The organism is Billgrantia zhangzhouensis, from assembly GCF_021404465.1.
Lineage (GTDB): Bacteria > Pseudomonadota > Gammaproteobacteria > Pseudomonadales > Halomonadaceae > Halomonas > Halomonas zhangzhouensis.
Genome location: NZ_JABFTT010000002.1, coordinates 284,203 through 310,093, shown reverse-complemented (window position 1 = coordinate 310,093; position 25,891 = coordinate 284,203). Strand labels below are relative to the sequence as shown.

The window sequence follows — 25,891 nt, the reverse complement described above, 5'->3', positions numbered from 1 at the left end:
AAATATAGGTATAGTGCCTGTGAGCTCTTTCCCTTTGCTGAGTGTCGAGTCCCTCCATGTTGCCTTTGGTAGCAATGAAGTCGTCAAGAACCTCTCTTTCAATCTCCAGGCAGGGGAGACGCTTGCTATCGTCGGCGAGTCCGGTTCTGGCAAATCCGTCACTTCGCTGGCCATCATGCGCTTGGTGGAATATCAGAACGCCTCGATCACCAAGGGCAGCATCCGCTTCCAACGCCCAGGTGCCGACACATACCTCGATCTAGCCCAACTCACCGATCGTGAGATGCGGCGTATTCGAGGCAAAGAGATCTCGATGATCTTTCAGGAGCCGATGACCTCGCTGAATCCGGTCTACACCATAGGCGACCAGATCGCCGAAGTGCTAATACTACATGAGCGCCATGATCGGGTTTCTGCGCGACAGGAGGCCATAAGGCTACTGGAACTGGTGCGTTTGGCCGACGCCGAGTCTTTGCTCAAACGCTATCCTCACCAGCTCTCCGGGGGGATGCGTCAGCGCGTAATGATCGCCATGGCCTTGGCCTGCAAGCCAAGAATACTGGTGGCAGACGAGCCGACCACGGCATTAGATGTGACTATTCAGGCTCAGATCCTGGCAATCATTCGTGATCTGCAGAAGAAACTGGGCATGGCGGTGATCTTCATTACCCATGACATGGGCGTCGTGGCGGAAGTTGCCGATCACGTGGTCGTCATGAGAGAGGGTGAAAAGGTCGAGGAGTCCCCGGTAGAGGAAATATTCTCCACTCCTAGGGAGCCCTATACCAGGGCACTGCTCTCGGCAGTGCCCAAGCTTGGCAGCATGCAAGGCCATAGCCTGCCTCGTATCGATCCCTTGGTCGTTTTCGACGGTAGCGAAGCCTGTAGCAGAGGCGAGTCCAAGGAGCAGGATACCGTCCAGCCGAATGTACCCCCGATCGTACGAATCGACAATTTAGTCACTCGCTTCGACATTCGAAAAGGATTCTTCGGTGGTGTCAGTCACCGTGTACATGCCGTCGAGAACGTCAGCCTGGAAATTTATCCCGGGGAGACGCTCGCGCTGGTTGGCGAATCGGGATCAGGCAAGTCGACCATTGGTCGTACCATCCAGTTGCTGCAGGAAAGCACCAGCGGTGACATTTTCTTCTCCGGCAAGCCAGTATCCCAGATGAGTCGTATCGAGAAGATGCGGCTACGGCAGGAAGTTCAGTACATCTTCCAGGATCCTTTTGCCTCCCTCGATCCGCGTAAGAGCGTTGGTTTTTCGATTGCCGAACCCATTCATACCCATGGTCTGCTCAGCGGTAAGCGTATGATCCAGCGCCGCGTCAGCGAATTGCTCGAACGCGTGGGTCTAAAGCCCGAGCATGCCGAGCGCTATCCGCATGAGTTTTCCGGCGGCCAGCGTCAGCGTATCTGTATCGCCAGGGCACTGGCGTCACGCCCCAAGCTGATCATTGCCGATGAAGCGCTGTCGGCACTGGACGTATCGATTCAGGCTCAGATCATCCATTTGATGATGACATTGCAGCGGGAAGAAGGACTGGCCTATCTCTTTATCAGTCACGACATGGCCGTCGTCGAGAAGATAAGCCATCGAGTGGCAGTGCTGCATCTGGGACAGGTCGTCGAAATGGGGCCCAGGCAACGCGTGTTCGACGCCCCCCAGCACGCCTATACACGTAAGTTGCTGGCAGCTGTGCCCGTGGCCGACCCTACCCATCGCCGTGAGCATACGCTGCTGGAGGGAGAGATCCCCAGTCCTATCAGGAAGGTGGGTGACGAGCCGAGAGTTCTCCCGCTGATCGAAGTTCACCCTGGCCATTTCGTCTCTCGCGAGGCGAGCCACAACCGCAGCGCTCAGTCGCTGTGAACAATAGCTTGTAGGAGACAAGAACATGAAAAACAAGAGAGCGTTGATCAAAGCGCTGGCGGCGGCATCGGCCCTGTCAACTTCCGCCATGTCCCTGGCCGGGTCGTTGACGATCGCAACCCCTCAGGATCCCGGCAGCTGGGATCCAATCGACACTTTTCTGGTGAACTGGGCTTCGCTTGCCACCAACGTGTTCGATGGCCTCACCTATCGTGGGCCGGATTTGGAGTTGGTGCCCGGTTTGGCTACTCGTTGGGAGGTGCTGAATGACGGCACGCGTATTCGCTTCGAGCTACGTGAAGGCGTGACCTTCCATAACGGTGAACCCTTCAATGCCGAGGCAGTCAAGTTCACCTTCGAGCGCTTGCTGGGAGAGGAGGGAGCGCGTGGCCCACAGCGCTCCAACTATACGGCCATCGAGAGCGTCGAGATCATCGATGACTATACCGTCGACTTCCACTTGAGCGAGCCGGACCCCGTACTGTTAACCAAGTTGGCTGGTTATGGTGCCATGATAGTACCGCCGGGCTATATCGAAGAGCATGGAGACGAGCATTTCAACAGTAATCCCGTGGGCACCGGGCCATTTCGGATGGTCGACTATAGCCCCCGTGAGAATGTTCGCCTGGAGGCTTTCGCCGATCATTGGGGAGGAGCGCCCAAACTGAGTAGCGTCACCTATCGCTTTATCTCCGAACCCTCCACGGCCGTTGCTGAGCTGCAGTCGGGACGTGTCGATATCGTCATTCCTCCGACGATCCCCATCGGCATGATTGATACCATCAACAACCACAACGGAATCAGAGTCGTAAGCGTACCTTCGCCGACGGTGGAGGCAGTTCGTTTCAATACTCGGTCGGGCATTACTGCCGATGAAAGAGTGCGTCGAGCCATGATCATGGCGGTAGATCGTCAGGCTATCATCGACTCCATTCTGGCCGGAGAAGGCCAAATGATTGCTAGCTTCCAGGGTTCTCAGTCATTCGGTCACGACCCCGAGCTGGAACCATACCCCTACGACCCCGAACGTGCCCGTCAATTGCTCGACGAAGCCGGTGTCGAGCCAGGGGCCGTCGTTCAGATAGATGTACGCGGCAACGATTCTACCTTCGGTGAGGTCGCTCAAGTCGTGGCGGCTTATCTCCAAGGGGTGGGGATCAACGCATCGATTCAGCCCTACGAAACCAATGTCCTGCTCAATGACATCATCCCGGCAGGACGTACCGGGGAGATGTTTCAGCAGAAGTGGGGCGGTTGGACTTTCGATTACGATAACACTGCCTATCTGATGTACCACACCGGTGAGCGCTGGAATCCTTACGATAGCGATGAGGAACTGGATCGTATGCTCAACGCACAGCGCGGTATCACCGACCGTGACGAGCGCGAGGCAATGTTGCAGGAGATCGCCCGCTATACCCAGGAGAGGGCCTTGGAAATGCCGCTGTACAGTCTCAACGCTCTCTATGGAGTCAGCGATCGGGTTCAGGGTTTCGAGCCTGCCCCCGACAATCGTCTACGCCTGACCGACGTCAGCGTCTCGGAGTAAGTGACCGGTTGGCTGTCACTCCTCCTGGGTGGCAGCTGGCTATCGTCCAAGGGGAGCCATCCGTGGCAAAATTTCTATTCTATCGATTACTGCAAGCCGCTTTCGTGGTCTTGGCGGTCACCTTGATCGTATCCTTCGCCATCCGTCTGACCGGTGATCCAGCCGTCATGCTAGCCCAAGGCTCTGGGAGCATCACCGAGGCCGATCTCGAGAGGATTCGTGAAGCGTTGGGTCTCAACCAGCCGTTCATCGCTCAGTACCTCGACTTCCTTCGCGGCTTGTTGGTAGGCGACCTTGGTCGCAGCTTCATGGGCGGCACCCAGGTCAGTGACCTCATCGCACGCGCATTGCCGGCGACCCTCGCCCTGGCATTCGCCTCTCTGCTCGTTTCCGTCGTGGTTTCCATTCCACTAGGCATCAAGGCGGCGGTGTCTCGTGGGCGCTGGCCGGACCAACTGATCCGGGTCTTGTCGCTGATAGGGCTTTCCTTTCCCAACTTCTGGTTGGCGATCATGCTGGTCTTGCTGCTTTCCATCACCTTCAATCTACTGCCGCCCAGCGGCATGGAGGGCTGGACCAGCTTCATCATGCCAGCAGCCACCATGGGCATCATCCTGACTGCCACCAACGTCAGGTTAGTGAGAACTACTATGCTCGACACCTTATGCTCCCAATATGTGATGGTGGCCAGGGCCAAGGGGCTCTCCAATTCGGTGGTGCTCTACAAGCATGCATTGCGTAACTGCTCGATCCCGCTGATCACCTATTTTGGCCTGCAGTTCGGCGGTCTGTTGGGAGGCATCGTGGTCGTAGAACGGGTCTTCAACTGGCCGGGGTTAGGCACGCTAGCCTTCGAGGCTGTCGCGGCGCGCGACTACCCGGTGCTGCAAGGCGTGATCACCATACTCTCGTTGTTGATCATCACCATCAACCTTCTGGTGGATATCGCTTACGGGTTGGTCGATCCCCGAGTACGTAAGGACTAAGTGTAATGCTGTCTCTCAATGCTATGCCTCTGCGGCGTTTCAAGAACCTCGAGTTCATTCTGGGCATCCTGCTGGTGGGAGGTATCGCTTCTGCCATCCTGTTGTCCGGCTGGCTGTTCCCCAGCGGTGGCAGCGATATCAACCTCTCCATGCGTCTGGTGCCTCCCATGACCGAACCGGCCTATCCATTGGGCACCGATCCCCTGGGGCGCGATCTGCTGGCTCGCGTGGTCATAGGCGGCGAGATATCTCTCAAGGTAGGCGTCTATTCCGCCTTGGGAGCGGTAGTGATAGGCATCGTCATGGGGCTCATCTCAGGTTACTACGGTGGTGTCATCGACATGCTGGTCATGCGCTTCGCCGATGTGCAACTGGCGCTGCCCTTCATCCTGCTGGCGATCACCTTCATTGCGGTGATAGGCGGTGGGCTGACCAACATGATCATTCTGTTGATCATTTCTCAATGGGTGCAGTATGCGCGTTTGGTGCGGGGCTCCGTGCTGTCGCTCAAGGATCGTGAGTTCATCCTGTCGGCCAAGGCCATTGGGGTGCGCGACGCGCGGATCCTTTTCCAGCATCTACTGCCTAACCTCATCGGCCCCGTCATCGTGTTGATGACTCTCAACGTGGCCAACAACATTCTGCTGGAAAGTAGCCTGACCTTCCTTGGCCTGGGTGTCGATCCGTCGGTCCCGAGCTGGGGCGGTATGTTGGCCGAAGGCCGTACCTATCTACAGACGGCGTGGTGGGTCAGCGTCTTCCCAGGACTGGCAATCCTGCTGACCGTGCTGGGGCTCAACCTGCTGGGCGATTGGTTGCGTGATACCCTGGACCCCACCGGGAGGACATCGCTGTGACGCAGACGCAGATCTTGCTCAAGCAGACCTTCGAGCGCAGCGTCAACGCCTTGGTGGCCGAATATAGTGGGCCCACGGCCAGAGATGGCTCTCTTGAGGCATGGGTATTCGATGACCTGAAGTCTCGCCGGGACGCTGAGCGTGAATTGGCCCGCCATGGCGTTCGAGCGCGCTTCCGTAGCGCTTACAAGCCGCTAGTCCACTTCTTTCTCGAGGAAGTCGGTAACCAGCCATTGACGGCCGTGACGATACTCTATCCATCACCGGCAATGTCACCGCGCCGCTTCCTGCTGGAAGCCTATCCCTTGGCTGGCCTGCTGGGCGACGAGGTAACCTTGACTTGGGAGCCCGTAGCGGCCGAAGAGGCCACTACCCGCTATTCCTATGAAGTGCATCTGACTCACGCCGATGGTGTCGTGGCAAAGCACAGCGTTGCTGCACCCAACCGTATGCATCGCGATCACGTCGATACTCTTCAGCTGTCACCATGCGGCTGGGTGAGCTGGTGCTCCGTCGCAGGTGAGCGCCATGATGCGCCACTGCGCACCGATTATGAACAACTGTTCGAGTCTGCCATGAGTGCGGTCATTGGAAGCGAGTGGCAAGACGAACAGCCTCTCTTCGAAGAACTGAACCTTCGGGTCATTCTGCCTAGTCAGGATATGCCTCTGGCGCACGGTGCGGAGCACATCAGCTTGGCAGAAGGTCTGCACGAAGATCTTTACTTCTCGTTGCTCGAATACTTCCAGTACCGCGCCGGCCTGCCGCTGGGCGATCGCTCGGTCCAGCCCGGGCAAATCGTGCCGGAGGTTCTGACACGGCCGGATGCCTTGCCTAGCGTAATCGTCACACTGCAAGGCTTGCACATGTCAGCGAGCCCGGTGCCTCCCAGCGCGCCGTTGGACAGGGCCGATCGACCATTGGGCGAATCTCAGATCAGGGGAATCCTCGATGCACTGGGGCAGCGGACGCTGTCTTCGTACAGCCGAAGCGGGCGCTCGGTGGTGGCGCGGTATCGCCCCGGGAGCGATAGAGCCGTCTTGATCAGTGCTGCTCAGCATGCCAACGAAACCTCCGGTATCGTGGGGGCTCTGCGGGCTGCCGTTGAGCTGAATGCTCTTCCGAATGCCCATTTCGTCATCTCTCCCTTGGAGAACCCGGACGGTTATCATCTTCGCCAGCGCCTGGCCGCTGAGCAACCTGAACATATGCACCATGCCGCCCGTTATACAGCGTTCGGGAGCGACCTACAGGCGCAGCCGCTCGGCGGCAGTTTCGAGCACGCGATTCGGGAGCGAGCCATAGAATGCAGTGGTGCCGGGCTGCACGTGAATCTGCATGGCTATCCAGCCCACGAGTGGACTCGCCCATTGACCGGTTATGTGCCGCGCGGCTTCGAGATGTGGACGATCCCAAAAGGGTTCTTCCTGATCGTTCGCTACCGAGAAGGTTGGCAACGCCAGGCGCAGCGACTACTTGAGGGCATCATCCGGGACCTGGCGAACATTTCAGCACTGATTGCGTTCAATCGACGCCAGAGCGCGATTTTCGAAGCGCATGCAGGTGAGCTCGACTTTTGCATCATGCATGATATTCCCTATCTGCTAATGCAGGATGACACTCAGTTGACGCCATTGATGCTGATTACCGAATACCCGGATGAAACAGTATATGGCGATGCCTTCATGCTAGCGCATGAAGTGCAGCGGGCAACGGTCGTCAGTGCCTACACTCATTATCAACAGCTCGAACCAACCTGAACGTGCTTACACGAATAGACAGCGCTTTCCATTATCGATGAGCTAGGTGACACAATGTTGCAGACGACTTTGCCATTACTCAACTGCGATATGGGAGAGAGCTTCGGCAATTATTCGCTGGGGCTCGACAGCGAAGTGATGCCCTATGTCGATTGCGCCAACATCGCCTGTGGCTTTCACGCTTCGGATCCTCATGTGATGCGCCGGACGGTGCGGCTCGCGGTAGAGCATGGCGTGAGAGTGGGCGCGCATCCGGCCTATCCCGATCTGATGGGCTTCGGGCGTCGCTCCATGGCCTGTTCCCCCGAGGAGATCGAGGACCTGGTGTTGTATCAGGTCGGCGCGCTGGTGGGTATTTGCCAGGCGGAGGGCACGAGCATTCGCTACGTCAAGCCGCATGGCGCGCTGTACAACGACATGGCGCGCGACGTCGAGCTGTTGCGTGCAGTGATGCGAGCGGTGCGTAGCTTCGACTCGAACCTGCCGCTAATGCTGATGGCCACCGCTGACCCCGAGCCGAGCCTGCGGCTGGCGGAAGAGATGAATATGGCGATCTGGTTCGAGACCTTTGCCGACCGGGCCTATGACGCCAAGGGGCATCTCGTCTCCCGCCGGCTGCCGGGAGCGGTGCATCGCGACCAGGCGACCATCGTGGCCCAGGCCGTCAGCCTGGCACGCGGTGAACCGCTCGAGGCCAGCGATGGTACGCTGCTGCGGCTGCCCTGCGACACGCTCTGCGTCCACGGCGACAACCCCGAATCAGTAGCGGCGGTGCGCGCGATTCGTGATGCCTTCAAGGCGCTGGAAACGGCATGACGCACGGGGCACGCATCGAATTGGCGGCCATGGACGTGCTCATGGTGCGTCTGTTCGATGACATCGACGAGTCGAACATGTCCTGGATCGTGGCCGCCGACCGGGCGCTACGCGACGCCTTCGGGGATTTGCTGATCGATCTGGTGCCATCCTACACCACGCTGATGTTGCACTACGATTGCCTGCGCCTGACACATGGCGAAGCAAAGGCGCGAATCGAGGCCGTACTTTCACGACTCGAGCCGGCTGCCGCTGGTCTGGGGCGTCGCCACGAGATCCCGGTCTGGTACGATCTCAGCGTCGGCCCCGAGCTGGAGCGGGTGGCAGAGCGCACCGGACTGTCGGTCGAGGAGGTCGTGCAGCGCCACTGTGGCCGCGACTATTACGTCTTCGCCCTCGGCTTTGCTCCGGGGTACAGCTTCATGGGCATGGTCGAGGAGACCTTGGCCGTGCCTCGGCTGAAGACCCCGCGTCGCCGGGTGGCGGCCGGCAGCGTGGGCATCGCCGATCGACAGACCGCGATCTACCCGTTGCTGTCGCCGGGAGGCTGGAACATTCTTGGGCGCACCGCCGTGCCCCTGTTCGAACATGCGCGGAGCGGTGAACCGCTGCTGCTCCCGGGGGATCGGGTGCGTTTCATGGCGATTTCCCGGAGCGAGTTCGAACGTCAAGGTGGCAACACCATACCGCTGGAGGCCGCCCTGTGAGTCACATGACGCACTCACTACTGCGTGTCGTACAGGCGGGCCCTTTGGCGCTCGTGGTGGATGGCGGGCGCTTCGGCGTGCGCCACCTGGGCGTGACCCAGGGTGGCGCCGCCGACTGGGTCTCGTTCCACTGGGCTAATTGGCTGCTAGGTAACGCGCTGGATGCCGCAGCGCTGGAGATCGTGCTCGGCGGCGGCTTGACGCTGGAGGTGGAGCAGGATGCCACCCTGGCATTGGCGGGCGCCGACCTCGATGCCCGGCTCGACGACCGTCCGCTGGCGCCAGGGACGACCTTTGCCGTCATGGCGGGCCAACGGCTGAGCTTTCATCAGCCCCGCGATGGCCTGCGTGCTTACCTGGCCGTGCCTGGTGGGCTGGCCACGCCGGTCGTGCTGGGCAGTCGCAGTGCCACGCCGCGGGAGCAGCTGGGAGGGCCGCGTGGGGATGGCAGTGCCCTGGGCGATGGCGACCGGCTGGAGTGGAACCCGTGCCAGGTGAGGGGGCGTCGTTTGCCGTTCGGCTCGGCCCAGGGGGTGACGCTGCGCGGCAATCAGTTGGCGCTGGTGCCCGGTGCGCAGATCGGCCATTTCTCCGGTACCAGTCTCTACCGTGCGTTCAATGCGACATGGCGCATCGACACCCGTGCCGACCGTATGGGAGTGCGACTGCTGGGGCCGGAGCTGCGTTGTCGGTTGGGGAGCATGGTCTCCGAAGGCATTCCGATGGGAGCGGTGCAGGTACCGCCAGATGGTCAGCCCATCGTGCTGCTCAATGATCGTCAAACCATTGGCGGCTACCCACGCCTAGGGGCGCTGACACCGCTGGCTGCCGCACGTCTGGCGCAGTGCCTGCCGGGCAAGGAGGTCGGCCTGATGGCGATCTCTCGTGAGCGGGCATTGGCATCCTACCGCAGCTGTCTGGAGGCGTTCCGCTGAGCGATGCCACTGAACTGACGTCACTGAACCGGGACGATCAAGCGCCGAGGCCGCTTTCACGCAGCAACTGGTCGAGTGCTGGGCGCTGGTTCGGCAGCGGGGCGCTGATGGCCTCTTCCAGCAGTAGTTGGGACTCCAGGTCGTGCATGCCTACGGTGAGGCAGCGCTCGATCAGCTCTCCCTTGCTTTTGCCGGTACGCTGGGCGAGTCGCTCGAGGCGAGACTCGACGTCGCGTGAGAACCGAAGCAGATGTGGCATTCCCCCCTCCTAGGCCCCTGTGGCAGCGTGCGGGGCCTCTCTTCTCAACATAAGCCGCCGGGTGCAGCTTGTCACCTGAATGTTGCCGGCCAGACGTGACGATGGGATGACGCCTTGGTGAAAATGTCAGGCCAAGCCACGGCGGGTCATCACCTCGGTGATGATAGGCACCGGGGTCATCAGGTGTTCACGCATCATGTCGGCGGCGCGCTCGGCGCGGCGTTCGAGAATCACCTCAACCAGCGCCGCATGTTCCTGGCGCTTGCGTTCGAGGGCTTCTTCCGAGAATACCGTCTCGCGTAGCCACAGGTGCCGGTAGCGTTCGACCTGGTCGAACAGGCTCTCGCGCACCTGCAGCAGGTGCGGCGAGCGACAGCCGCTGGCGATGGCGGTATGAAATGCCTTGTGTCTGGTGTCCCAGACATCGAGCAGCTCGTCGGGACTGTTGACCTCCATGATCTTCGATAGCGTATGCGCCTTGGCCAGTATCTCGGCCTCCCAGGCATCGTCGCCACGCTCGATGGCAAGCTGCAAGATCAGCCCCTCGAGCTGGGCCCGGGCGTCGTAGAGATCGGCCAACTCCGCCAGTGACATAGGGGCAACCCGATAGCCGCGCTGGCTGATGGCAACGACCAGGCGTTCGGCAACGAGCTGCGACAGGGCCTCGCGTAGCGGGCCGATGCCCAGGCCATAGCGCTCCTTGAGCCGGCTCATCAGCAGTTTTTCGCCCGGCTGGAATACGCCGCGCGTAATGTCGCGCTTGAGCCAGCTATAGGCGCTGATGCCGAGATTCTGGCGAGGCGAGCTATCCATCGTCATTGTCGTCGTTCCCTTGTCGTTGCCGAGCATGATAACCAAACGCTACCGTTGCCGGTAACCGCGCGACATTTATACCAAGTATCTATATTCGATGCAGTCCGCCGAGCGACGCGATCAGCGGTCCTCGAGCCGGTTCACGGTCCAATCGACCAATTCGTGAGCCAGCCTGTCCGCGGCCATGCCGAAGGCATCGATCACAGCCTCGATGGACTCGCTGCCCACCGGCTGGTGCTGAGTGAAGCGTCGGCTGGCCAGAAGCCGCTGGGACCGAGTGTCGATCAGCCTGACGTCCAGGCGTAGTGTCGCTTCGGGCAGGCCGTTGCGATAGCGGCTATGAAAGGAGCGCAGGTCGCTAAGCAGTTCCATATCGGCCGATACGTTGCTATCGGCATGGACCAGGCTCGGGATGCGGCCATCGTCCTGAAAGGCGTCGAGCAAGCGGTTGCGGATGAGCTGCGGCATGGTGTCGGCCCAGCGTGCGCCGGCATAGGCCTGCGGCTGATTGGGCGTGGGCACGACAAGGATTCGCGTGCCATCCAGCAGCCCGCTGGCATCCGGTGTGGCCAGGCGCAGGGCAGTCTCACGCTGTGCGCTGCCATGCGGGGCGGGATCGAGAGCCTGGGCGGGTAGCTCGTAGAGGGTGACGGGCGTGCGCTCCGGTACCAGGTTGCAACCGGGCAGGGCGAACGCCATCACGATGGCCAGGAGCGGCAGGGCACGCTGGGTCATGGCGTGAACTCCTCGACGCGATCGCGCCCCAGCAGGAAGTCGCGCGGATTCTCCTCCAGGCGACGTACCAGCCGATTGAGTGAGGAAAGGGTATTGCGCAACTCGAGTGTGGCAGGCCCCAGCCCCTGGACACCACGCAGGCCACTCTCCAGCGCGCCCTGGTTGTCGTCAAGCAATGTCTCCAGGCTCTGGGCCGTGCGGGCCAGGCTGCTGGTGATCTGGCGGGCATTGCCCAGTACTTCCTCTGCCTGACCTTGGACCAAGCCACCCGTACGACCGGCCAGGGCGCGAACTTCGGCGAGGGTGCGTGCGGCTTCCTCGGACACCTCGAGCATGCGTTCGGCCAACTGTCCCGGAGCGTCGCCAAGGGCCGCGAACTGCGCCGTGGTGCGCTCCAGGTTGGCCAGCGTCCGTTCGATGCTGGCTACGTTCTCCTCCGACAGTACCTCCTCCAGCCTCGTCAGCACGCGGTTGACGTTACCCAGCAGTTCCTCGCTATCGCTGAGCATGGCGCTGAGCGGTGATTGGTCGGCGGTGATGCGCGGCGGCGTGTCGCCGCGGGTGATCAGAAGCGGACTTTCCGGCGCTCCTCCCTGCAGTTGGATGGACATGCTCCCGGTGATGTTGGCCAGGGCGAGCCGTGCGCGAGTGTTCTGGCGAATGGGAACCTGGCTCTGCACGCGTATGAGGGCCAGGACGTTGCGAGGATCGGCGGGATCAAGGCGCAGGCTGACCACGTCGCCGACCCGCACGCCGCTGTACTCCACGGCGTTGCCTTCCGAGAGGCCGCTGACGCCGTGGTTGAAGAGCACCTCGTATTGGGTATAGGCCTGGTCGCGTGTGCTCTGGTTGAGCCAAAGTGCGAACAGGAGGCCGCCGACAGCCGCCAGCACGACGAACAAGCCGATCACGACATGGTGCGCGCGGGTCTCCATCAGCGTTCCTCCCCGTTGGGTGACGAATGGTGTCGTGCCGCCTGGCTGGCGGCTCGGCCCCTTGGGCCGTGGAAATAGTCGCGTATCCAGGGATCGTCGGTATCCTCCACCACTGGCAGCGAATCGGCGACCAGAATGCGCTTGTTGGCAATGACAGCCACCCGGTCGCAGCTCGAGTACAGCGTATCGAGATCGTGCGTGACCAGAAAGACGCTGAAGCCCAGGGCATCGCGCAGCGTCAGGAGCAGGCGGTCGAAAGCGGCGGCACCGATCGGGTCGAGGCCGGCGGTGGGCTCATCGAGAAACAGCACCTCGGGGTCGAGGGCCAGGGCGCGGGCGAGTGCGGCGCGCTTGATCATGCCGCCGGAGAGCTCCGCCGGGTTGAGGCGAGCAGCGCCTGGCGGCAGCCCGGCCAATGCCAGCTTGACCCGGGCGAGACGCTCGGCATCGGCCTGCGACAGTCCGGCATGTTCGATCAGCGGCAGGGCAACGTTTTCCTGTAGATTGAGCGAGGAGAACAGGGCGCCGCGCTGGAACAGCACGCCGAAGCGGCGCTCGACCCGGGCCCGCTGGGCGGAAGGCAGGCGCTGCAGTTCCTCGCCAAAGACGCGGATGGTGCCGCCGTCGGGCCGCTTGAGGCCGACGATACTGCGCAGCAGTACCGACTTCCCGGTGCCGGAGCCGCCCACTACGCCGAGTATCTCGCCGCGGCGAATGTCCAGATCCAGGCCGTCATGCACCACATGCTGCCCAAAGCGGTTGACCAGCCCACGGATCTCGACGATAGCCTCGCCCCTCTGATTCACCAGCCCATCTCCATGAAGAACAGTGCGGCCAGCGCATCGAGCAGGATTACCATGAAGATCGACTGCACCACACTGGAGGTGGTGTGTTCACCCACCGACTGGGCGCTGGCCTTGGCCTTGAAGCCTTCCAGGCAGCCGATCACGGCGACGAGGAAGGCAAATAGCGGGGCCTTGATCATGCCGACTAGAAAGTGCCGTAGCGGGATGTCGCGCTGCAGGATGGCGAGGAATTGGTTGGGAGGAATGTCGAGCGCCAGGGCACATACTAGTGCGCCGCCCAGCATGCCGCTGAGCATGCCGATCAGGGCCAGGATCGGCAGGCTGATCGTCATCGCCAGCACTCGTGGCAGTACCAGCAGCTCGATGGGATCGAGCCCTTGGGCGCGTAGTGCGTCGATCTCCTCATTGGCCTTCATCGAGCCGATCTGGGCGGTGAAGGCACTGGCAGTGCGGCCCGCCAACAGGATGGCCGCGAGCAGCACGCCGAATTCGCGCAGGAAGGAATAGGTCACCAGATTGACCGTGTAGATAGTAGCGCCGAACTCGCGCAGCACCGTGGCGCCGAGGAACGCCACCACCGCACCGACAAGAAAAGTAAGCAGGGCGACGATGGGAATGGCGTTGAGCCCGGTCTGCTGGACGTGTGCCACCAGCGAGGTGATCCGCCAGCGCCTGGGTGTGGCCAGCGTGGCTAACAGCGTACTGAGCGTCAGGCCGATGAAGGCGATGAGCTGCAGCTGTTGGCGGGCGAGTTGTTCGACGATTTGCCCCAGCGCGGCCAAGGCTGCCAACAGGCCCTTGTCAGGCCCAAGCGGCGCGGACAGGGGAGTGCGGGAGGCGTCGGCTACCGCTCTCAGCAGCGCCTGGCGCTCGGCTGGCAGGTTCGGTGCCCACTGGGCGACGTCGCGTACGGTATCGGGGCCCAGCAGGTCGACCAGCAGGGCGGCACCGGAGGTGTCGAGCTCGCCGAGGCGCTCCAGGTCTACCGACTCGGCGTGGACCCCGGCCACGGCGTCACGCAGTCTGGCATAGTGCGGCAGCGTCCAGTCGCCGATGACTCTCAGACGAAGGGCATCCTGCTCCAGCCTGCCGGGACGGGAAGCGGTGTCGGGCATGGTGAGTCGTCCCTCTCTCCCTGAAAATGGGGCATCTCGCCATCACTATATCGTCATACGCCGTTAGGCGACAGCAAGCGGGAGCCTCGGTCGTGGCCTACCTGCGACTGCCATGCTGCAACTCACCGAGGACGCGCCTGGCCACTTCCTTGAGTCGCGGGCCCAGGTTGTCGACCATGACCGAATGACTCAGGCGGTGGGCGGCACCGCCGCAGTTGATCGCCATCACTTCGGCACCGTCCTCGAGGATCAGCGGCGTGGCCACGGCGCTGATCTGCGACTGCCAGTCGCCTTCAGAGAGGCAGAAACCGTAGCGGGCGTACTCCTCCTGGCTGCGCCTGATACCTTTTTCGAGCGTGGGCCAATCGCTGCCGTGCTCTCTGGCAAGTTCTGCCAGGATCGCCTCACGGCGCGCTTCCGGCAGGCCGCAGAGCCAGGCGCGGCCGATCGCCGTAGTCGCCATCGGCAGCCGCGAGCCTACGTCGAGCCGCACGATCAACGGACCGCTGCCATGGCAGCTCTCGATGTAGACCATGTCGGTCTTGTCGGCCGCCCCCAGGCTGACGTTGCAGTCCGTGGCTTCGGCGAACTGCTGCATGAAGGGGCGGGCGATCTCGCGAATTCCCTGGTTGGCCAAGAAACGGTAGCCCAGTGCCAGAATCCCGGGACCCAAGCGATATTTCTCCAGCCGGGTGTTATGACGCAGGTAGCCGAGCTGGGTCAGGGTGTAGGTCAGGCGCGAGACGGTCGGTCGGGGTATGCCGGTACGGCTGGAGAGTTCGGCGTTGCCCAGGTACTCCTCGCCGGTGCCGAAGGCGCGCAGCAGCTCCAGGCCGCGAGCCAGGGCAGTGACGAAGTTGCGATCCTTGGCCGGTACGGTCTGGTCGTCTTCCAGCGGTGCAGGCTTGTTCATGGCGGGTTCCCTGTCGCGAGATCGTTTGGCGAAGTATCGCATATCGCCCCGGCCGAGTCCGTTGGCGACGCCGGCCCGGGGCAACGGTGCCGTCAGGCGTCCAGGCGCTCGATGATGCAAGCGATACCCTGGCCGACCCCGATGCACATGGTGACCAGGGCATAGCGGCCGCCCTTGGCCTCCAACTGGCGCAGCGCCGTCAGTGCCAGCCGCGCGCCGGAAGCGCCGAGCGGATGGCCGATGGCGATGGCGCCGCCGTTGGCATTGAGCCGCTCGTCCTCGGCGGCGATGCCCAACTGCTTGATACAGCCCAGCACCTGCACGGCGAACGCCTCGTTGATCTCGATCACATCCATCTGCTCAAGGAAGAGGCCGGCTCGTGACAGGGCCTTGTGGCTGGCCGGCACCGGCCCCAGGCCCATCACTCTGGGAGGCACCCCGGCCACGGCGCTGGCCACGATACGCGCCCGGGGGGCGACGCCGGCGCGTTCCCCGGCGGTCTGGCTGCCGACGATCAGCGCTGCGGCGCCGTCGTTGAGGCCGGAAGCGTTCCCCGCAGTGACTACGCCGCCTTCGAACAGCGGCCCCAGCCGGGTCAGCTTGTCGGCGTCGGTGCCCGGACGCGGATGCTCATCGCGGTTCACCGTCAGCGGCGGCTGCTTGCGCCCTTGGGGCACCTCGACGGCGAGAAGCTCCTCGTCGTAGAAACCATCGGCCTGGGCCTTGGCGTAGCGCGCCTGTGAGCGGGCGGCGAAGGCGTCGCTCGCCTCGCGACCGATGTCGAGGTCGTGGGCCACGTTGTCGGCGGTCTCCGGCATGCTGTGGCTGCCGTGCTCGCGGGCGATCCAGGGGTTGGGAAAGCGCGAGCCGATCACGGTATCGTAAAGCGGCTGGTTGCGGGCGAAGGGCGACTCCGCCTTACCCAGTACGTAGGGCGCACGGGACATCGACTCCACCCCCCCGGCCAGGAACAGCTCGCCTTCACCGAGGCGGGTGGCTCGGGCAGCGTCGATCACCGCAGCGAGCCCGCTGCCGCACAGCCGGTTGACCGTCTGCGCCGCCACCTCGACCGGCAACCCGGCCAGCAGTCCCGCGTGGCGCGCCACGTTGCGCGAGTCTTCACCGGCTTGGTTGGTGCACCCGGCGAGTACCTCTTCGAAGGACTCGGCGGCGAAGGCGTTGCGCTCGACCAGCGCCTTGAGCACCTGGCCGAGCAGATCGTCGGGGCGCACCGCGGCGAGACTGCCGCCATGGCGGCCGAAAGGCGTGCGCAAACCGTCGAAGATATAGGCGTCTCGCATGGCAAAGCTCCTTTCACGGCATCAGATTGCGGTCAGCGACAGGCCAAGGGTGGCGCGACGGCGCAGCCACAGGCTCGCGCGGTAGCGTGGGTCGCCGGTGGCGGCCAACAGGTTGTCGAGAATGGTGAGGATGCGGCGGCTGCCGTAATGGTCGCCCATGGCGAGAGGTCCGCGGGGATAGCCCAGGCCGAGCTCCACGGCACGATCGATGGTCTGCGGCTCGGCCACGCCCTGCTGGGCGATTTCGCTGGCCACGTTGACGATGCATGCTGCCACCCGCTGCAGTACGAAGCCGTTGCTGTCGCCGATGGCGCTGACGGGCGTGCCGTCGTGGCCGAGCAGGACTATCGCGGCATCGCGGTACTCCGCCTGGGTGGCCGGCGTGGTCATCAGAGTGCGACGTCGTTCGAGGCCGGCCAGCAGGTCCACTGCCACGCAGCGCTCTGGGGCGAGTCCCAGCCGGAGGGCGCAGGCGGTGGCATCCTCACCCAGCGGGGCGACCAGGCAGAGCGCCTCGGCCGAGGGGACCGCACTGCTCTCCAGCGGCCAACCCGCCGCGGTTACCAGCTCGCTGAGCTGTCGGAGGGCCTCGTCTTCCTCGGCGCCGATCCATACCGGGCGCGGCTCCGCCTGGGGCAGCGGCGGTTCAGCGGGCAGCTGCGGCTTGCCTTCCACATAGCGGTAGAAGCCTTCGCCGCTCTTGCGCCCGAGCAGGCCGGCCGTCAGCCGCTGGCGGGTCAGCGGCGAGGGGCGGAAGCGCGGCTCTTCGTAGTACTGGTGGTAGATCGATTCCATCACCGCGTGGGAGATGTCGAGCCCGGTAAGATCGAGCAGGGTGAACGGCCCCATGCGGAAACCGCCCTGGTCCACCAGGATGCGGTCGATGGTGGCGTGGTCGGCGACGCTTTCGTCAAGGATGCGCAGCGCCTCGGTGCCGAAGGCGCGTCCGGCGTGATTGACCAGGAAGCCGGGAGTATCGGTCGCTCGGGCGGTGAAGTGTCCCATGGCCTGGCCCAGTGCCTCGACCCGCTCGGTCACTTCGGCGTCGGTGCGCAGCCCCGGGATCACTTCGACGATCGTCATCAGCGGTACCGGGTTGAAGAAGTGAAATCCAATGACGCGCTCGGGCCGGCGGCAGGCCGCAGCAATGGCGGTCACCGACAGCGAAGAGGTATTGGTGGCCAGTACCGCCTGGTCGCTCAGGATGCCCTCGAGCTCGGTGAAAAGTGCCTGCTTGGCGTCGAGCTTCTCGACGATGGCTTCTACCACGATATCGCAGCCGGCCAGGTCGGCCAGTGTCGCCGCTTCTCTCAGGCTGGCCCGATAGCGCTCGGCCTCGGTTTCGCTGAGGCGCTGTTTCTGCACGCCGCGTGACCACATGCCGCCGATGAAATCTCGCGCTTCGGCGACGGCGCCTTCGCGCAGATCGTGGAGATAGACGGTCAGCCCGGCCTGGGCGGCGATCTGGGCAATGCCACGCCCCATGGCACCGGTACCGACGATACCCAACGTCTGGAAAGAAGGGGTTGGCGTGTCGTTCGGCATGAGTCTGTCCTCTTTATATAGGTTGTAACGGGGGCTTGTTTCGCCAGACGGAATGCCATTCCGTATATTGACTGCCATCCTAGGCTATGCAACATTGCCTGACAACTTAATGCGGTTTTTCATTCTGCTATGCGAAATTGAGTCAGAAAAGGCCTGTCATTTCAAGGGCTCCGTTACTCTTGGTCATTCCGTAGCTCTTAACCACAGTGTCTGACAGCCAGCCGCCACCTGCGTGAGGACATGCCATGATTCGTGACCCCGAACTGCTCGATCAGCTCATCGATACCATTTCCCGCTTCGTGCGCGAGCGCCTGATTCCCAACGAGGTGCGCCTGGCGGAAGAGGATGCGGTGCCGCAGGAACTGCTCGAGGAGATGAAGGAGGTCGGCCTGTTCGGCCTATCGATCCCCGAGGAGTACGGCGGCCTGGAGCTGACCATGGAGGAGGAGGCGCTGGTGGCGATGGAGCTCGGCAAGACCTCGCCAGCCTTCCGCTCGGTGTTCGGTACCAACAACGGCATCGGCGCCCAGGGGATCCTGATCGACGGCACCCCGGAACAGAAGGCGAAGTACGTGCCGCGCCTGGCCACCGGCGAACTGCTCAGTGCCTTCTGTCTCACCGAGCCCGACTCCGGCTCCGACGCGGCGAGTCTGCGGACCACCGCGATACGCGATGGCGACCACTACGTGCTCAACGGCACCAAGCGCTTCATCACCAATGGCCCCGAGGCCGACGTCTTCACCGTAATGGCACGGACCGATCCGAGCAACAAGGGCGCCGGAGGTATCACTGCCTTCATCGTCGAGGGCGACACGCCAGGGCTCAAGCGCGGGCCGGCCGACAACAAGATGGGCCAGAAAGGGGCGCACACCTGCGACATCATCTTCGAGGACTGCCGGGTGCCGGCCGAGAATATCATCGGCGGCCGCGAGGGCCAGGGCTTCAAGACGGCGATGAAGGTGCTCGACCGCGGGCGCCTGCACATTTCGGCGGTGTGCGTGGGTGTGGCCGAACGCCTCGTCGAGGAGTCGCTGAACTACGCTATCGAACGCAAGCAGTTCGGCGTGCCGCTGGCCGAGCACCAGCTGGTGCAGGCGATGCTCGCCGACAGCAAGACCGAGGCCTATGCCGGCCGCACCATGGTGCTAGATGCGGCCCGGCGCAAGGACGCCGGCGAGAACGTCTCCACCCTGGCGTCGTGCTGCAAGTTGTTCTGCGCTGAGATGGTGGGCCGGGTGGCCGATCGCGCGGTGCAGGTCCACGGTGGCTCCGGCTACATGGCCGAGTATGCGGTGGAGCGCTTCTATCGCGATGTACGCCTGTTTCGCATCTACGAAGGCACGACCCAGATTCAGCAGATGGTGATCGCACGCAACATGGTACGGGAGGTGACCTGATGGCGCTCGATAGCGAGCGGGGGGCTCTCGCAACTGAGCGCCAACCTCTCTCGGTGCCCCGCCAGGCGCCCGATGAGGTGATCTTCGGTCGCCTGGCGAGCGAGCTGGTGGCCGAGCTGCCCGAGCGCTTGAGTACCCGCGTGCTGGAGAATGCCGAGCGTTTGAGCGACCAGCCGGCGCTGGTCGACGGCGAGGTGCGCTGGCGCTATGTCGAGCTGGGACGCGAAATACGCGCCGCCGCCGAGTGGCTCGATACGCTGAGCATTCGTCCCGGCGATCGCATCATGACCGTGAGCGAGAACTGTCGGGCGCTGGTCGTGCTGTTGCTGGCGGCGAGCGAGCGTGATGTCTGGGTGGCCATCGTCAACTCGCGGCTCTCAGGCCAGGAGATCGATGCCATTCGCAACAACTGCCAGCCACGGCGGATCTTCTATACCAGCGAGGCGTCTCCCGATGCCGAGGCCCATGGCCGGAGGCACGGCGCCGAAGCATTCGCGCACCCCTCGCTGGGCCGGCTCGGGCTGTCACCGCTGGCCGAGGTCGAACCGGAGCCGGTCGCGGCCGATGGCGCCGACCAGGTCGCAGCGATGATCTACACCTCGGGGACCACCGGCACGCCCAAGGGCGTGATGCTCACGCATCGCGGCATTCTCTACATCGCTGCGCTCTCCGGTGGCATGCGCCACCTGTGCGAAGGCGAGCGGGTCTACGGCGTGCTGCCGATGTCCCACGTGTTCGGCCTGTCGTCAGTGTGCATGGGCTCGCTCTACAACGGTGCCTGTCTCTACTGCGTGCCGCGCTTCGATGCCCCCGCCATGCTGGCGGCCCTGGAACAGGAGCGCATCACCGTGCTGCAGGGCGTGCCGGCCATGTTCGCGCGCATGCTCGAGACGCTGCGTCGCGAGGGGCGCTCGCTCGTGGTCCCTGCGCTGCGCTATATCTCTGCCGGCGGTTCGCCGCTTGACGGCGACCTCAAGCGCCGGGTGCAGGCGCTGTTCGGGCTCACGCTGCACAACGGCTACGGCCTCACCGAGGCGAGTCCGACCATCAGCCAGACCCGCATCGACGATAGCTTCGACAGCAACACCGTGGGGCGCGTGCTGCCGCTGCAGGAGTATCGCCTCGAGCCGCTGGGCGATGCCGGTGAGGACGAACCCGATCATGCCGGCGCCGGCGAGCTGTGGGTGCGCGGTCCCAACGTGATGAAGGGCTACTTCCGCCAGCCGGCGGCTACCCGTGCCTGCCTGACCGAGGACGGCTGGCTCAATACCGGCGATATCGCCCGCTTTGATGACGACGATCAGCTCTACATCGTCGGTCGCAGCAAGGAACTGATCATCCGCTCCGGCTTCAACATCTATCCGCCCGACGTCGAGGCGGTGATCAATGAACACCCCGACGTGACCCTGTCGGCCGTGATCGGACGCCAAGTGGAGGGCAACGAGGAGGTGGTCGCCTTCATCCAGTGCGAACCCGGTGCCAGGGTTGACGAAGAGGGGCTCAAGGCCTTCATTGCCGAGCGCCTGGCACCCTACAAGCGGCCGACGCGGCTGGTACTGATGGACGCGCTGCCAGCCACCGCCAGCGGCAAGATCCTCAAGGGGCATCTGCGCGAGCTGGCCAACCGCGGGGAGGCATGAGTCCATTGATGGAAGCACCGGTTCGGCTGCATGTCAGCCTGCTGGTGTTGGTGACCCTGACGACCCTCGGCCACCTGGTATTCACCAGCGCCTGGCTGCAGGGCACGGCAGTATTGGCGCTGGTCCTTTATCTGGCCGGCGTGATCCGGCATCTGTCGTCCATGGCGCGCTGGCTGCTCGCAGCGGCTGCCGCACTGAGCGTGGTCGTTCTATGGCGCAGCGAGGCTCCCGGCAGACTGCTGTTCGAGGCAGCCGGCCGTTTCGCTTTCTTTGCCACCTTCGTGGTGGCGCTCAGCCTGCTGCGTTTGCCCGCTTATCGCTCACGTCTGGTGCGCCGCTGCGGCGAGGCGATGCTACTGCAACCGCCGGGACGGCGCTACCCGATCCTCTCGGCCGGCTCGGCGCTGTTCGGCATCATTCTCAATATCGGCGTACTCAACCTGTTCGCCGGCATGATCGAGAAGAGCAATACCCTGGCGGCGGCCCAGGGCCGCGCCTGGGTGCGGCAGGTACGCCAGCGACGGATGATGCTGGCCCTGCTGCGCGGCTTCTCGCTGGCCCCGCTGATCTCGCCCATGGGTATCGGCGTGGCGGTGGTACTCTCCAATTTGCCCGAGCTGCGCTGGCTCGACCTCGCTCCCTATGTGATCGGCGCTGCGTTGCTCATCTTCCTGGTGGGGTGGGGCGTCGATCATGTCACCGGCCCGCATCCCGCTCATGTCGTCGGCCCGGCCCCCTCGGCGGCGCCGTTGGGGCAGTTCTGCCTGCTGCTGTTGGGTGTCGTCTCACTGGTGTTTTTGCTGGCCTGGGCGCTGCAGGTGCGGCTGCCCATCGCCGTGTTGATGGGCGCGCCACTCGCTGCGATCACCTGGCTCGCCTGGCAGCGTCGCCGGCTTGGCATGCTGGGCGTGCCGGCGGCGCTGGCCAGCTTGCATCGCCAGTTGCCATGGCTGCTGGCACCGAGTGCCAACGAGGTCGTGGTGCTGGGGGCGGCAGGCTACCTTGGGCACCTGTGCGTAGCGCTGGTGCCGGTGGAGAGCCTTGGGCCATTGATGGTCGCCATGCAGCCGCTGGGGGCGGCCAACGCCGTGCTGGCCATGCTGTTGGTGATGGGGCTGGCCCAGGTCGGTATCAACCCCATCGTCACCGTGACGCTGCTGGTGGGACTGGTGCCGACGCTGCCCATTGAAGGGTTGCCGCCGGCACTGCTCGGAGCATCGCTGATGGTGGGCTGGGCGCTGGCGATGATGTCATCGCCGATGACGGCCTCGATGCTGATCCTGTCGCGCTTCACCGGAATCGCATCGAGCCGCATCGGCTATTGCTGGAATGGGCGCTTCCTGCTCGCCTGCATTCCGCTGCTGGCCGGTTGGTTCCTGCTCGCGGCCTGGTAATGACTTGTGTTGCCTTCAGCCGTGCTGCTCTTCCCTTGCCAAGCGGGCCTGGCGATGGGGGCCGCCCAAGTGGCGCGGGTAGCCCAACGCCTCAATGGCGAGCAGGTCGATATCGCTGGTGCGGTAGGCCCAGCCGCGTTCGGCCAGCATCAGGCTGGCTGCTTCCATGGCGACGTGCGGGTTGGTCTCGTCGTCTCGTGCCGCCTTTGCCAGGGTGGCGAGCAGGCTGCCCTGGCGGCTGACCGCTACTCCCTGGCGAAGGTTCTTGAGCAGATTGGCCACGGTCTGCTGCTGGGTCGCATCGGCGCGCAGCGTTACCAGCTCGGCCAGGCTGCCCTCGGCAGGTACGATCAGCGCTAGGTCGGCGTCGACGCTGCCGAGGTCGTGCGCCGCTGCCACGTCAAGCAGGGCGATACGCAGGCCGTGGGTCGGACAGGCCGCGTCGGCTCCGGCAGCGATGAGGCAGGCCTGGGTGACATCGTCGGCCCGCTCGCTGAGTTCGATACCAGCCCGCTCAGCCTTACCCTTGAGCTTGTCGAACAGGGGATGCTCGCCGAGCAGGGCCAGGCGTGTCAGGGCGGGGGCCTCGCTTGCTTCTGGCACCTTGTGTGGCGCACGGGCAGCGAAGAAGGCGTGGATCAGGCCGGCGCGCTGGGGCGACTCCATGCAGGCAAGAAACAGCTCGCGCTCGCGGCGCAGGCCTTCGGCCAGGCTGCCCTCGCAGCTGGCAGCGATCGCCTCGATGCAACGGAAGGGCGAGAAGAGCTCGGGTACTTCGGCTTCCAGCTTGGCGCGGTAGCGCGCGATCGCCTTGGGGACGGCGGCCGGCGGCGGCAGCTCGCCGGTGATTCGCGGCGTACAGGTGCCGTCGGCGATTTCACGGGCGGCGGCCAGGCCTGCCTTCAGCGGGTCGTCGAAAGCGAGCACGGCATCGACGATACCCAGGGACCGCGCCTCGTCGGCAGCGGCGAAGCGCCCGCTGGTGATCAGATCTAGTGCCGCCTCGATGCCGGCCAGGCGCGGCAGCCGCTGGGTTCCGCCGGCGCCGGGCAGCAGCCCCAGCTTGACCTCGGGTAGCCCCACCTGGGTCCCAGGCAGTGCCACACGCAGTTGGCAGCCCAGCGCGACCTCGAGTCCACCGCCCAGCGCCGTACCGTGCAGCACGGCGACGATAGGCTTGACGCTGGCCTCGAGATGGGCGATCACCTCCGGCAGAACGGGCGCCTGCGGTGGCTTGCCGAATTCGCGGATGTCGGCTCCGGCAATGAAGGTGCGGCCACGGGCGACCAGCACCAGTACCTTAACCTGTGGGTCATCGTTACCCTGGCTGACGGCTTCCATCAACCCCTGGCGCACGGCCTGGCCCAGGGCATTGACAGGCGGATTGTCGATGGTGATCACGCCAATCTCATCGTGGCGCTGGTAGGCGACGGGGGACGTCATGCTGTATGGCTCCCTGTATAAGGCATCGGTTTGAATGAATGGTACATGCACGCAACCTCAAGAATCGATGGGATGCGCCATCTTCGCCGCATGCGGTCCTGCGTGGCGCTGGCTCCAGCGTGCCAGAAGCATGGCAGGCAGCAGGGCGGCCATCGCACTACCCACCAGTTCGATCTGGCTGAGCGGCACCATGCCGCCGCCGGGCAGGGCGAACAGCAGGCCGGCCACCAGCACCAGTCCGCGGGCCGGGATCTCATGCAGGACGCCGATACCGAGCCGGCCCACGCCGATCAGGTAACCCTGCATGGCGGAGGCGAACAGCACGATGCCGATCACGGCCTGAATGAAGACCAGACCGATTTGCGATACCTCCCCCTGCATGATCAAGGCGGGGTTGAGCACGAACAGGAAGGGAATGAAATAGATCACGCTGCCCAGGCGCATGGCCTGCAGGCCCGTGGCCATGGGGCGGGCACCGGCCACGGTGGCAGCGGCGAAGGCGCCCAGCGCCACCGGCGGGGTGATGAAGCTGAGCATGCCCCAATAGAGGATGAACATGTGTACCGCCATGGGATCGAGCCCGCCACCCTGGATCAGCGCCGGCGCCAGCGCCACGGCGAGAAAGATATAAGCCGCGGTGACGGTCATGCCGATACCGAGGACGAAGCTGGTCAGGGCGCCCATGATCAACAGTAGCGGCACGCTGCCGCCGGCGATATGGATGAAGTCGTTGGCGATGGTGCCGGAGAGTCCGGTCATTGACAGTGCACCGACCAGCATGCCGACGCCGGCCAGGATCGCGATCAACTCGGCGAACAGCTTGGCCGCCGAAGAGAGCGATTCGCCCAGTTCGCGCAGCCCCCAGCGGTTGCGACGCGAGAACTGGTTGAGCACCAGCAGCAGCGCGGTGGCATAGAAAGGCGCCACGGCCTCGCGCTGCATCACCAGCAGCATCCACACCAGCAGGGCGAAGACGAAGATGAAGTACCAACCTTCCTTGAGGGTCTGCACGACCGAGGGCAGTTCTACGGCAGGCAAGCCTTTGATGTCGTGGCGCGCCGCATAGGCATCGATCTGGATGAACAGGCCGAGGAAATAGAGGATCGAGGGGATCACCGCCGCCAGGGCCACGGCGGCATAGGGCACGTCGAGGAACATGGCCATGACGAAGGCGGTGGCGCCCATGACCGGTGGCATCAGCACGCCACCGGTGGAGGCGCAGGCCTCGACGCCGCCCGCGAACGAACGGCCCATGCCGATGCGGCGCATGGCGGGAATCGACAGCACGCCGGTGGTCAGCACGTTGCTGATCACGCTGCCGCTCATTGAGCCCATCAGCCCACTGGAGAAGATCGACACCTTGGCTGGGCCGCCGCGCACGTGGCCCAGCAGGGCGAAGGCCAGGTCGATGAAGAACTTGCCGCCGCCACTCTTCTGTAATACCACGCCAAAGACGAGGAAGCCGATGACCAGACCAGCGAAGGCCTGCAGCGGTACGCCCATGATGCTTTCGGTGCTCATGGTGTGGTACATGGCGGTCTCCTCCAGGGTGGAAGGAAACGCCTGGATCGGCCCGGGCACGATATCGGCCACCAGCGGGTAGAGCGAGAACGTCGCCACGATCATGGCAATCGGCCAGCCGCCGGCACGCCGGGCGGCCTCGACGATCAACAGCCACCAGGCATAGCTGGCCAGAATGGCCGTATCGGGGGCGGCAAAGGCCCAGCCGCGCTCGAGGATCGATTCGGCGTGATAGACGAAGTAGCTACCGACGACCAGGGTGGCTGCGCTGAGCAGATAGTCATACCACGGCACCGGGAGGTGTTGCCGCGAAGGCAGGATCGGCCACAGCAGATAGACCAGCGGCAGCAGCAGGGCCACCACGGCGTAGTAGAACTGCGTCTCCAGTCCGGTCACGAAGCGCAGCCAGCCCAGGTTGAACAAGTAGTCCAACGTCATGGCCATCAGTACGACCGTCACCGCGCCGGGGATCCAGCGCAGGGCGGTGGGCAGCGGGCGGACATGGGTGACCTTTTCCTTGAGCTGGCGTGGCGACTCGGGGGGGATATTAGCGGTGGTCATGGCAGCATCCGTGAGGCGGCAAAGGGC

Annotated in this window: 22 protein-coding genes; 11 read left to right on the top strand and 11 right to left on the bottom strand. The window is 63.8% G+C overall.

Features of this window, described 5'->3' with window-relative positions; translation table 11 throughout:
• The first annotated feature begins 19 nt into the window (after positions 1 to 19).
• From HOP51_RS03340 to HOP51_RS03305, 8 genes are all read left to right on the top strand, one after another.
• Entirely contained in the window at positions 20 to 1,876 is a 1,857-nt protein-coding gene (locus HOP51_RS03340; RefSeq protein WP_234272524.1) for an ABC transporter ATP-binding protein, read from the top strand.
• Between the two features lie 25 nt (positions 1,877 to 1,901).
• Positions 1,902 to 3,425 carry an ABC transporter substrate-binding protein gene (locus tag HOP51_RS03335; RefSeq protein WP_234272523.1) on the top strand — a complete coding sequence of 508 codons (1,524 nt, stop codon included), beginning with the start codon at positions 1,902 to 1,904 and terminating at the stop codon, positions 3,423 to 3,425.
• 62 nt (positions 3,426 to 3,487) lie between these two features.
• A complete protein-coding gene (locus tag HOP51_RS03330; RefSeq protein WP_234272522.1) occupies positions 3,488 to 4,411 on the top strand; it encodes an ABC transporter permease in 924 nt (307 codons plus the stop codon).
• A 5-nt stretch (positions 4,412 to 4,416) separates the two neighbouring features.
• Positions 4,417 to 5,268: an ABC transporter permease gene (locus HOP51_RS03325; RefSeq protein WP_234272521.1), complete on the top strand. Its 852-nt coding sequence runs from the start codon at positions 4,417 to 4,419 to the stop codon at positions 5,266 to 5,268.
• A complete protein-coding gene (locus HOP51_RS03320; protein ID WP_234272520.1) occupies positions 5,265 to 7,028 on the top strand; it encodes a M14 family metallopeptidase in 1,764 nt (587 codons plus the stop codon). The genes HOP51_RS03325 and HOP51_RS03320 overlap by 4 nt, the downstream gene beginning before the upstream one ends.
• A gap of 54 nt (positions 7,029 to 7,082) precedes the next feature.
• Positions 7,083 to 7,844, top strand: coding sequence for a 5-oxoprolinase subunit PxpA (locus HOP51_RS03315; protein WP_234272519.1), 762 nt, complete (start codon positions 7,083 to 7,085; stop codon positions 7,842 to 7,844).
• A complete protein-coding gene (pxpB, locus tag HOP51_RS03310; RefSeq protein WP_234272518.1) occupies positions 7,841 to 8,551 on the top strand; it encodes a 5-oxoprolinase subunit PxpB in 711 nt (236 codons plus the stop codon). Before HOP51_RS03315 ends, pxpB begins: the two co-directional genes overlap by 4 nt.
• A gap of 5 nt (positions 8,552 to 8,556) precedes the next feature.
• A complete protein-coding gene (locus HOP51_RS03305) occupies positions 8,557 to 9,486 on the top strand; it encodes a 5-oxoprolinase subunit C family protein (protein ID WP_234272517.1) in 930 nt (309 codons plus the stop codon).
• A 37-nt stretch (positions 9,487 to 9,523) separates the two neighbouring features.
• Here the strand turns inward: HOP51_RS03305 and HOP51_RS03300 are convergent, their stop codons facing one another.
• The 9 genes from HOP51_RS03300 to HOP51_RS03260 all read right to left on the bottom strand — a co-directional run bounded on the left by HOP51_RS03300 (position 9,524) and on the right by HOP51_RS03260 (position 17,908).
• Positions 9,524 to 9,745 (bottom strand): hypothetical protein, encoded by a 222-nt coding sequence (locus HOP51_RS03300; RefSeq protein ID WP_234272516.1) that lies wholly within the window; start codon positions 9,743 to 9,745, stop codon positions 9,524 to 9,526.
• A gap of 126 nt (positions 9,746 to 9,871) precedes the next feature.
• Complete coding sequence (gene csiR / locus HOP51_RS03295; RefSeq protein ID WP_407061776.1) at positions 9,872 to 10,558, bottom strand: DNA-binding transcriptional regulator CsiR; 687 nt, start codon at positions 10,556 to 10,558, stop codon at positions 9,872 to 9,874.
• A gap of 120 nt (positions 10,559 to 10,678) precedes the next feature.
• A complete protein-coding gene (locus HOP51_RS03290; protein ID WP_234272514.1) occupies positions 10,679 to 11,293 on the bottom strand; it encodes an ABC-type transport auxiliary lipoprotein family protein in 615 nt (204 codons plus the stop codon).
• Entirely contained in the window at positions 11,290 to 12,228 is a 939-nt protein-coding gene (locus HOP51_RS03285; protein ID WP_234272513.1) for an MlaD family protein, read from the bottom strand. Before HOP51_RS03285 ends, HOP51_RS03290 begins: the two co-directional genes overlap by 4 nt.
• Complete coding sequence (locus HOP51_RS03280) at positions 12,228 to 13,034, bottom strand: ABC transporter ATP-binding protein (RefSeq protein WP_234272512.1); 807 nt, start codon at positions 13,032 to 13,034, stop codon at positions 12,228 to 12,230. The genes HOP51_RS03285 and HOP51_RS03280 overlap by 1 nt, the downstream gene beginning before the upstream one ends.
• Positions 13,031 to 14,149, bottom strand: coding sequence for an ABC transporter permease (locus HOP51_RS03275; RefSeq protein WP_234272511.1), 1,119 nt, complete (start codon positions 14,147 to 14,149; stop codon positions 13,031 to 13,033). Before HOP51_RS03275 ends, HOP51_RS03280 begins: the two co-directional genes overlap by 4 nt.
• Positions 14,150 to 14,246: 97 nt before the next feature.
• Positions 14,247 to 15,062, bottom strand: coding sequence for an IclR family transcriptional regulator (locus tag HOP51_RS03270; protein WP_234272509.1), 816 nt, complete (start codon positions 15,060 to 15,062; stop codon positions 14,247 to 14,249).
• A 92-nt stretch (positions 15,063 to 15,154) separates the two neighbouring features.
• Positions 15,155 to 16,363, bottom strand: coding sequence for a 3-oxoadipyl-CoA thiolase (locus HOP51_RS03265; protein ID WP_234272508.1), 1,209 nt, complete (start codon positions 16,361 to 16,363; stop codon positions 15,155 to 15,157).
• A 21-nt stretch (positions 16,364 to 16,384) separates the two neighbouring features.
• Entirely contained in the window at positions 16,385 to 17,908 is a 1,524-nt protein-coding gene (locus tag HOP51_RS03260; RefSeq protein ID WP_234272507.1) for a 3-hydroxyacyl-CoA dehydrogenase, read from the bottom strand.
• 245 nt (positions 17,909 to 18,153) lie between these two features.
• Here HOP51_RS03260 and HOP51_RS03255 point away from each other — a divergent pair, with 245 nt between their 5' ends.
• From HOP51_RS03255 to HOP51_RS03245, 3 genes are read left to right on the top strand one after another with little or no spacing between them, the layout of a single operon-like run.
• A complete protein-coding gene (locus HOP51_RS03255; RefSeq protein ID WP_234272506.1) occupies positions 18,154 to 19,305 on the top strand; it encodes an acyl-CoA dehydrogenase family protein in 1,152 nt (383 codons plus the stop codon).
• Positions 19,305 to 20,945 carry a class I adenylate-forming enzyme family protein gene (locus tag HOP51_RS03250; protein WP_234272505.1) on the top strand — a complete coding sequence of 547 codons (1,641 nt, stop codon included), beginning with the start codon at positions 19,305 to 19,307 and terminating at the stop codon, positions 20,943 to 20,945. Before HOP51_RS03255 ends, HOP51_RS03250 begins: the two co-directional genes overlap by 1 nt.
• A gap of 8 nt (positions 20,946 to 20,953) precedes the next feature.
• Positions 20,954 to 22,339, top strand: coding sequence for a hypothetical protein (locus HOP51_RS03245; RefSeq protein WP_234272504.1), 1,386 nt, complete (start codon positions 20,954 to 20,956; stop codon positions 22,337 to 22,339).
• A gap of 15 nt (positions 22,340 to 22,354) precedes the next feature.
• Here the strand turns inward: HOP51_RS03245 and HOP51_RS03240 are convergent, their stop codons facing one another.
• Together HOP51_RS03240 and HOP51_RS03235 are read right to left on the bottom strand one after the other, a co-directional pair.
• Positions 22,355 to 23,782, bottom strand: a complete 1,428-nt coding sequence (locus HOP51_RS03240; protein ID WP_234272503.1) for an enoyl-CoA hydratase/isomerase family protein — start codon at positions 23,780 to 23,782, stop codon at positions 22,355 to 22,357.
• A gap of 57 nt (positions 23,783 to 23,839) precedes the next feature.
• A complete protein-coding gene (locus HOP51_RS03235) occupies positions 23,840 to 25,864 on the bottom strand; it encodes a TRAP transporter permease (protein WP_234272502.1) in 2,025 nt (674 codons plus the stop codon).
• Positions 25,865 to 25,891 lie beyond the last annotated feature (27 nt).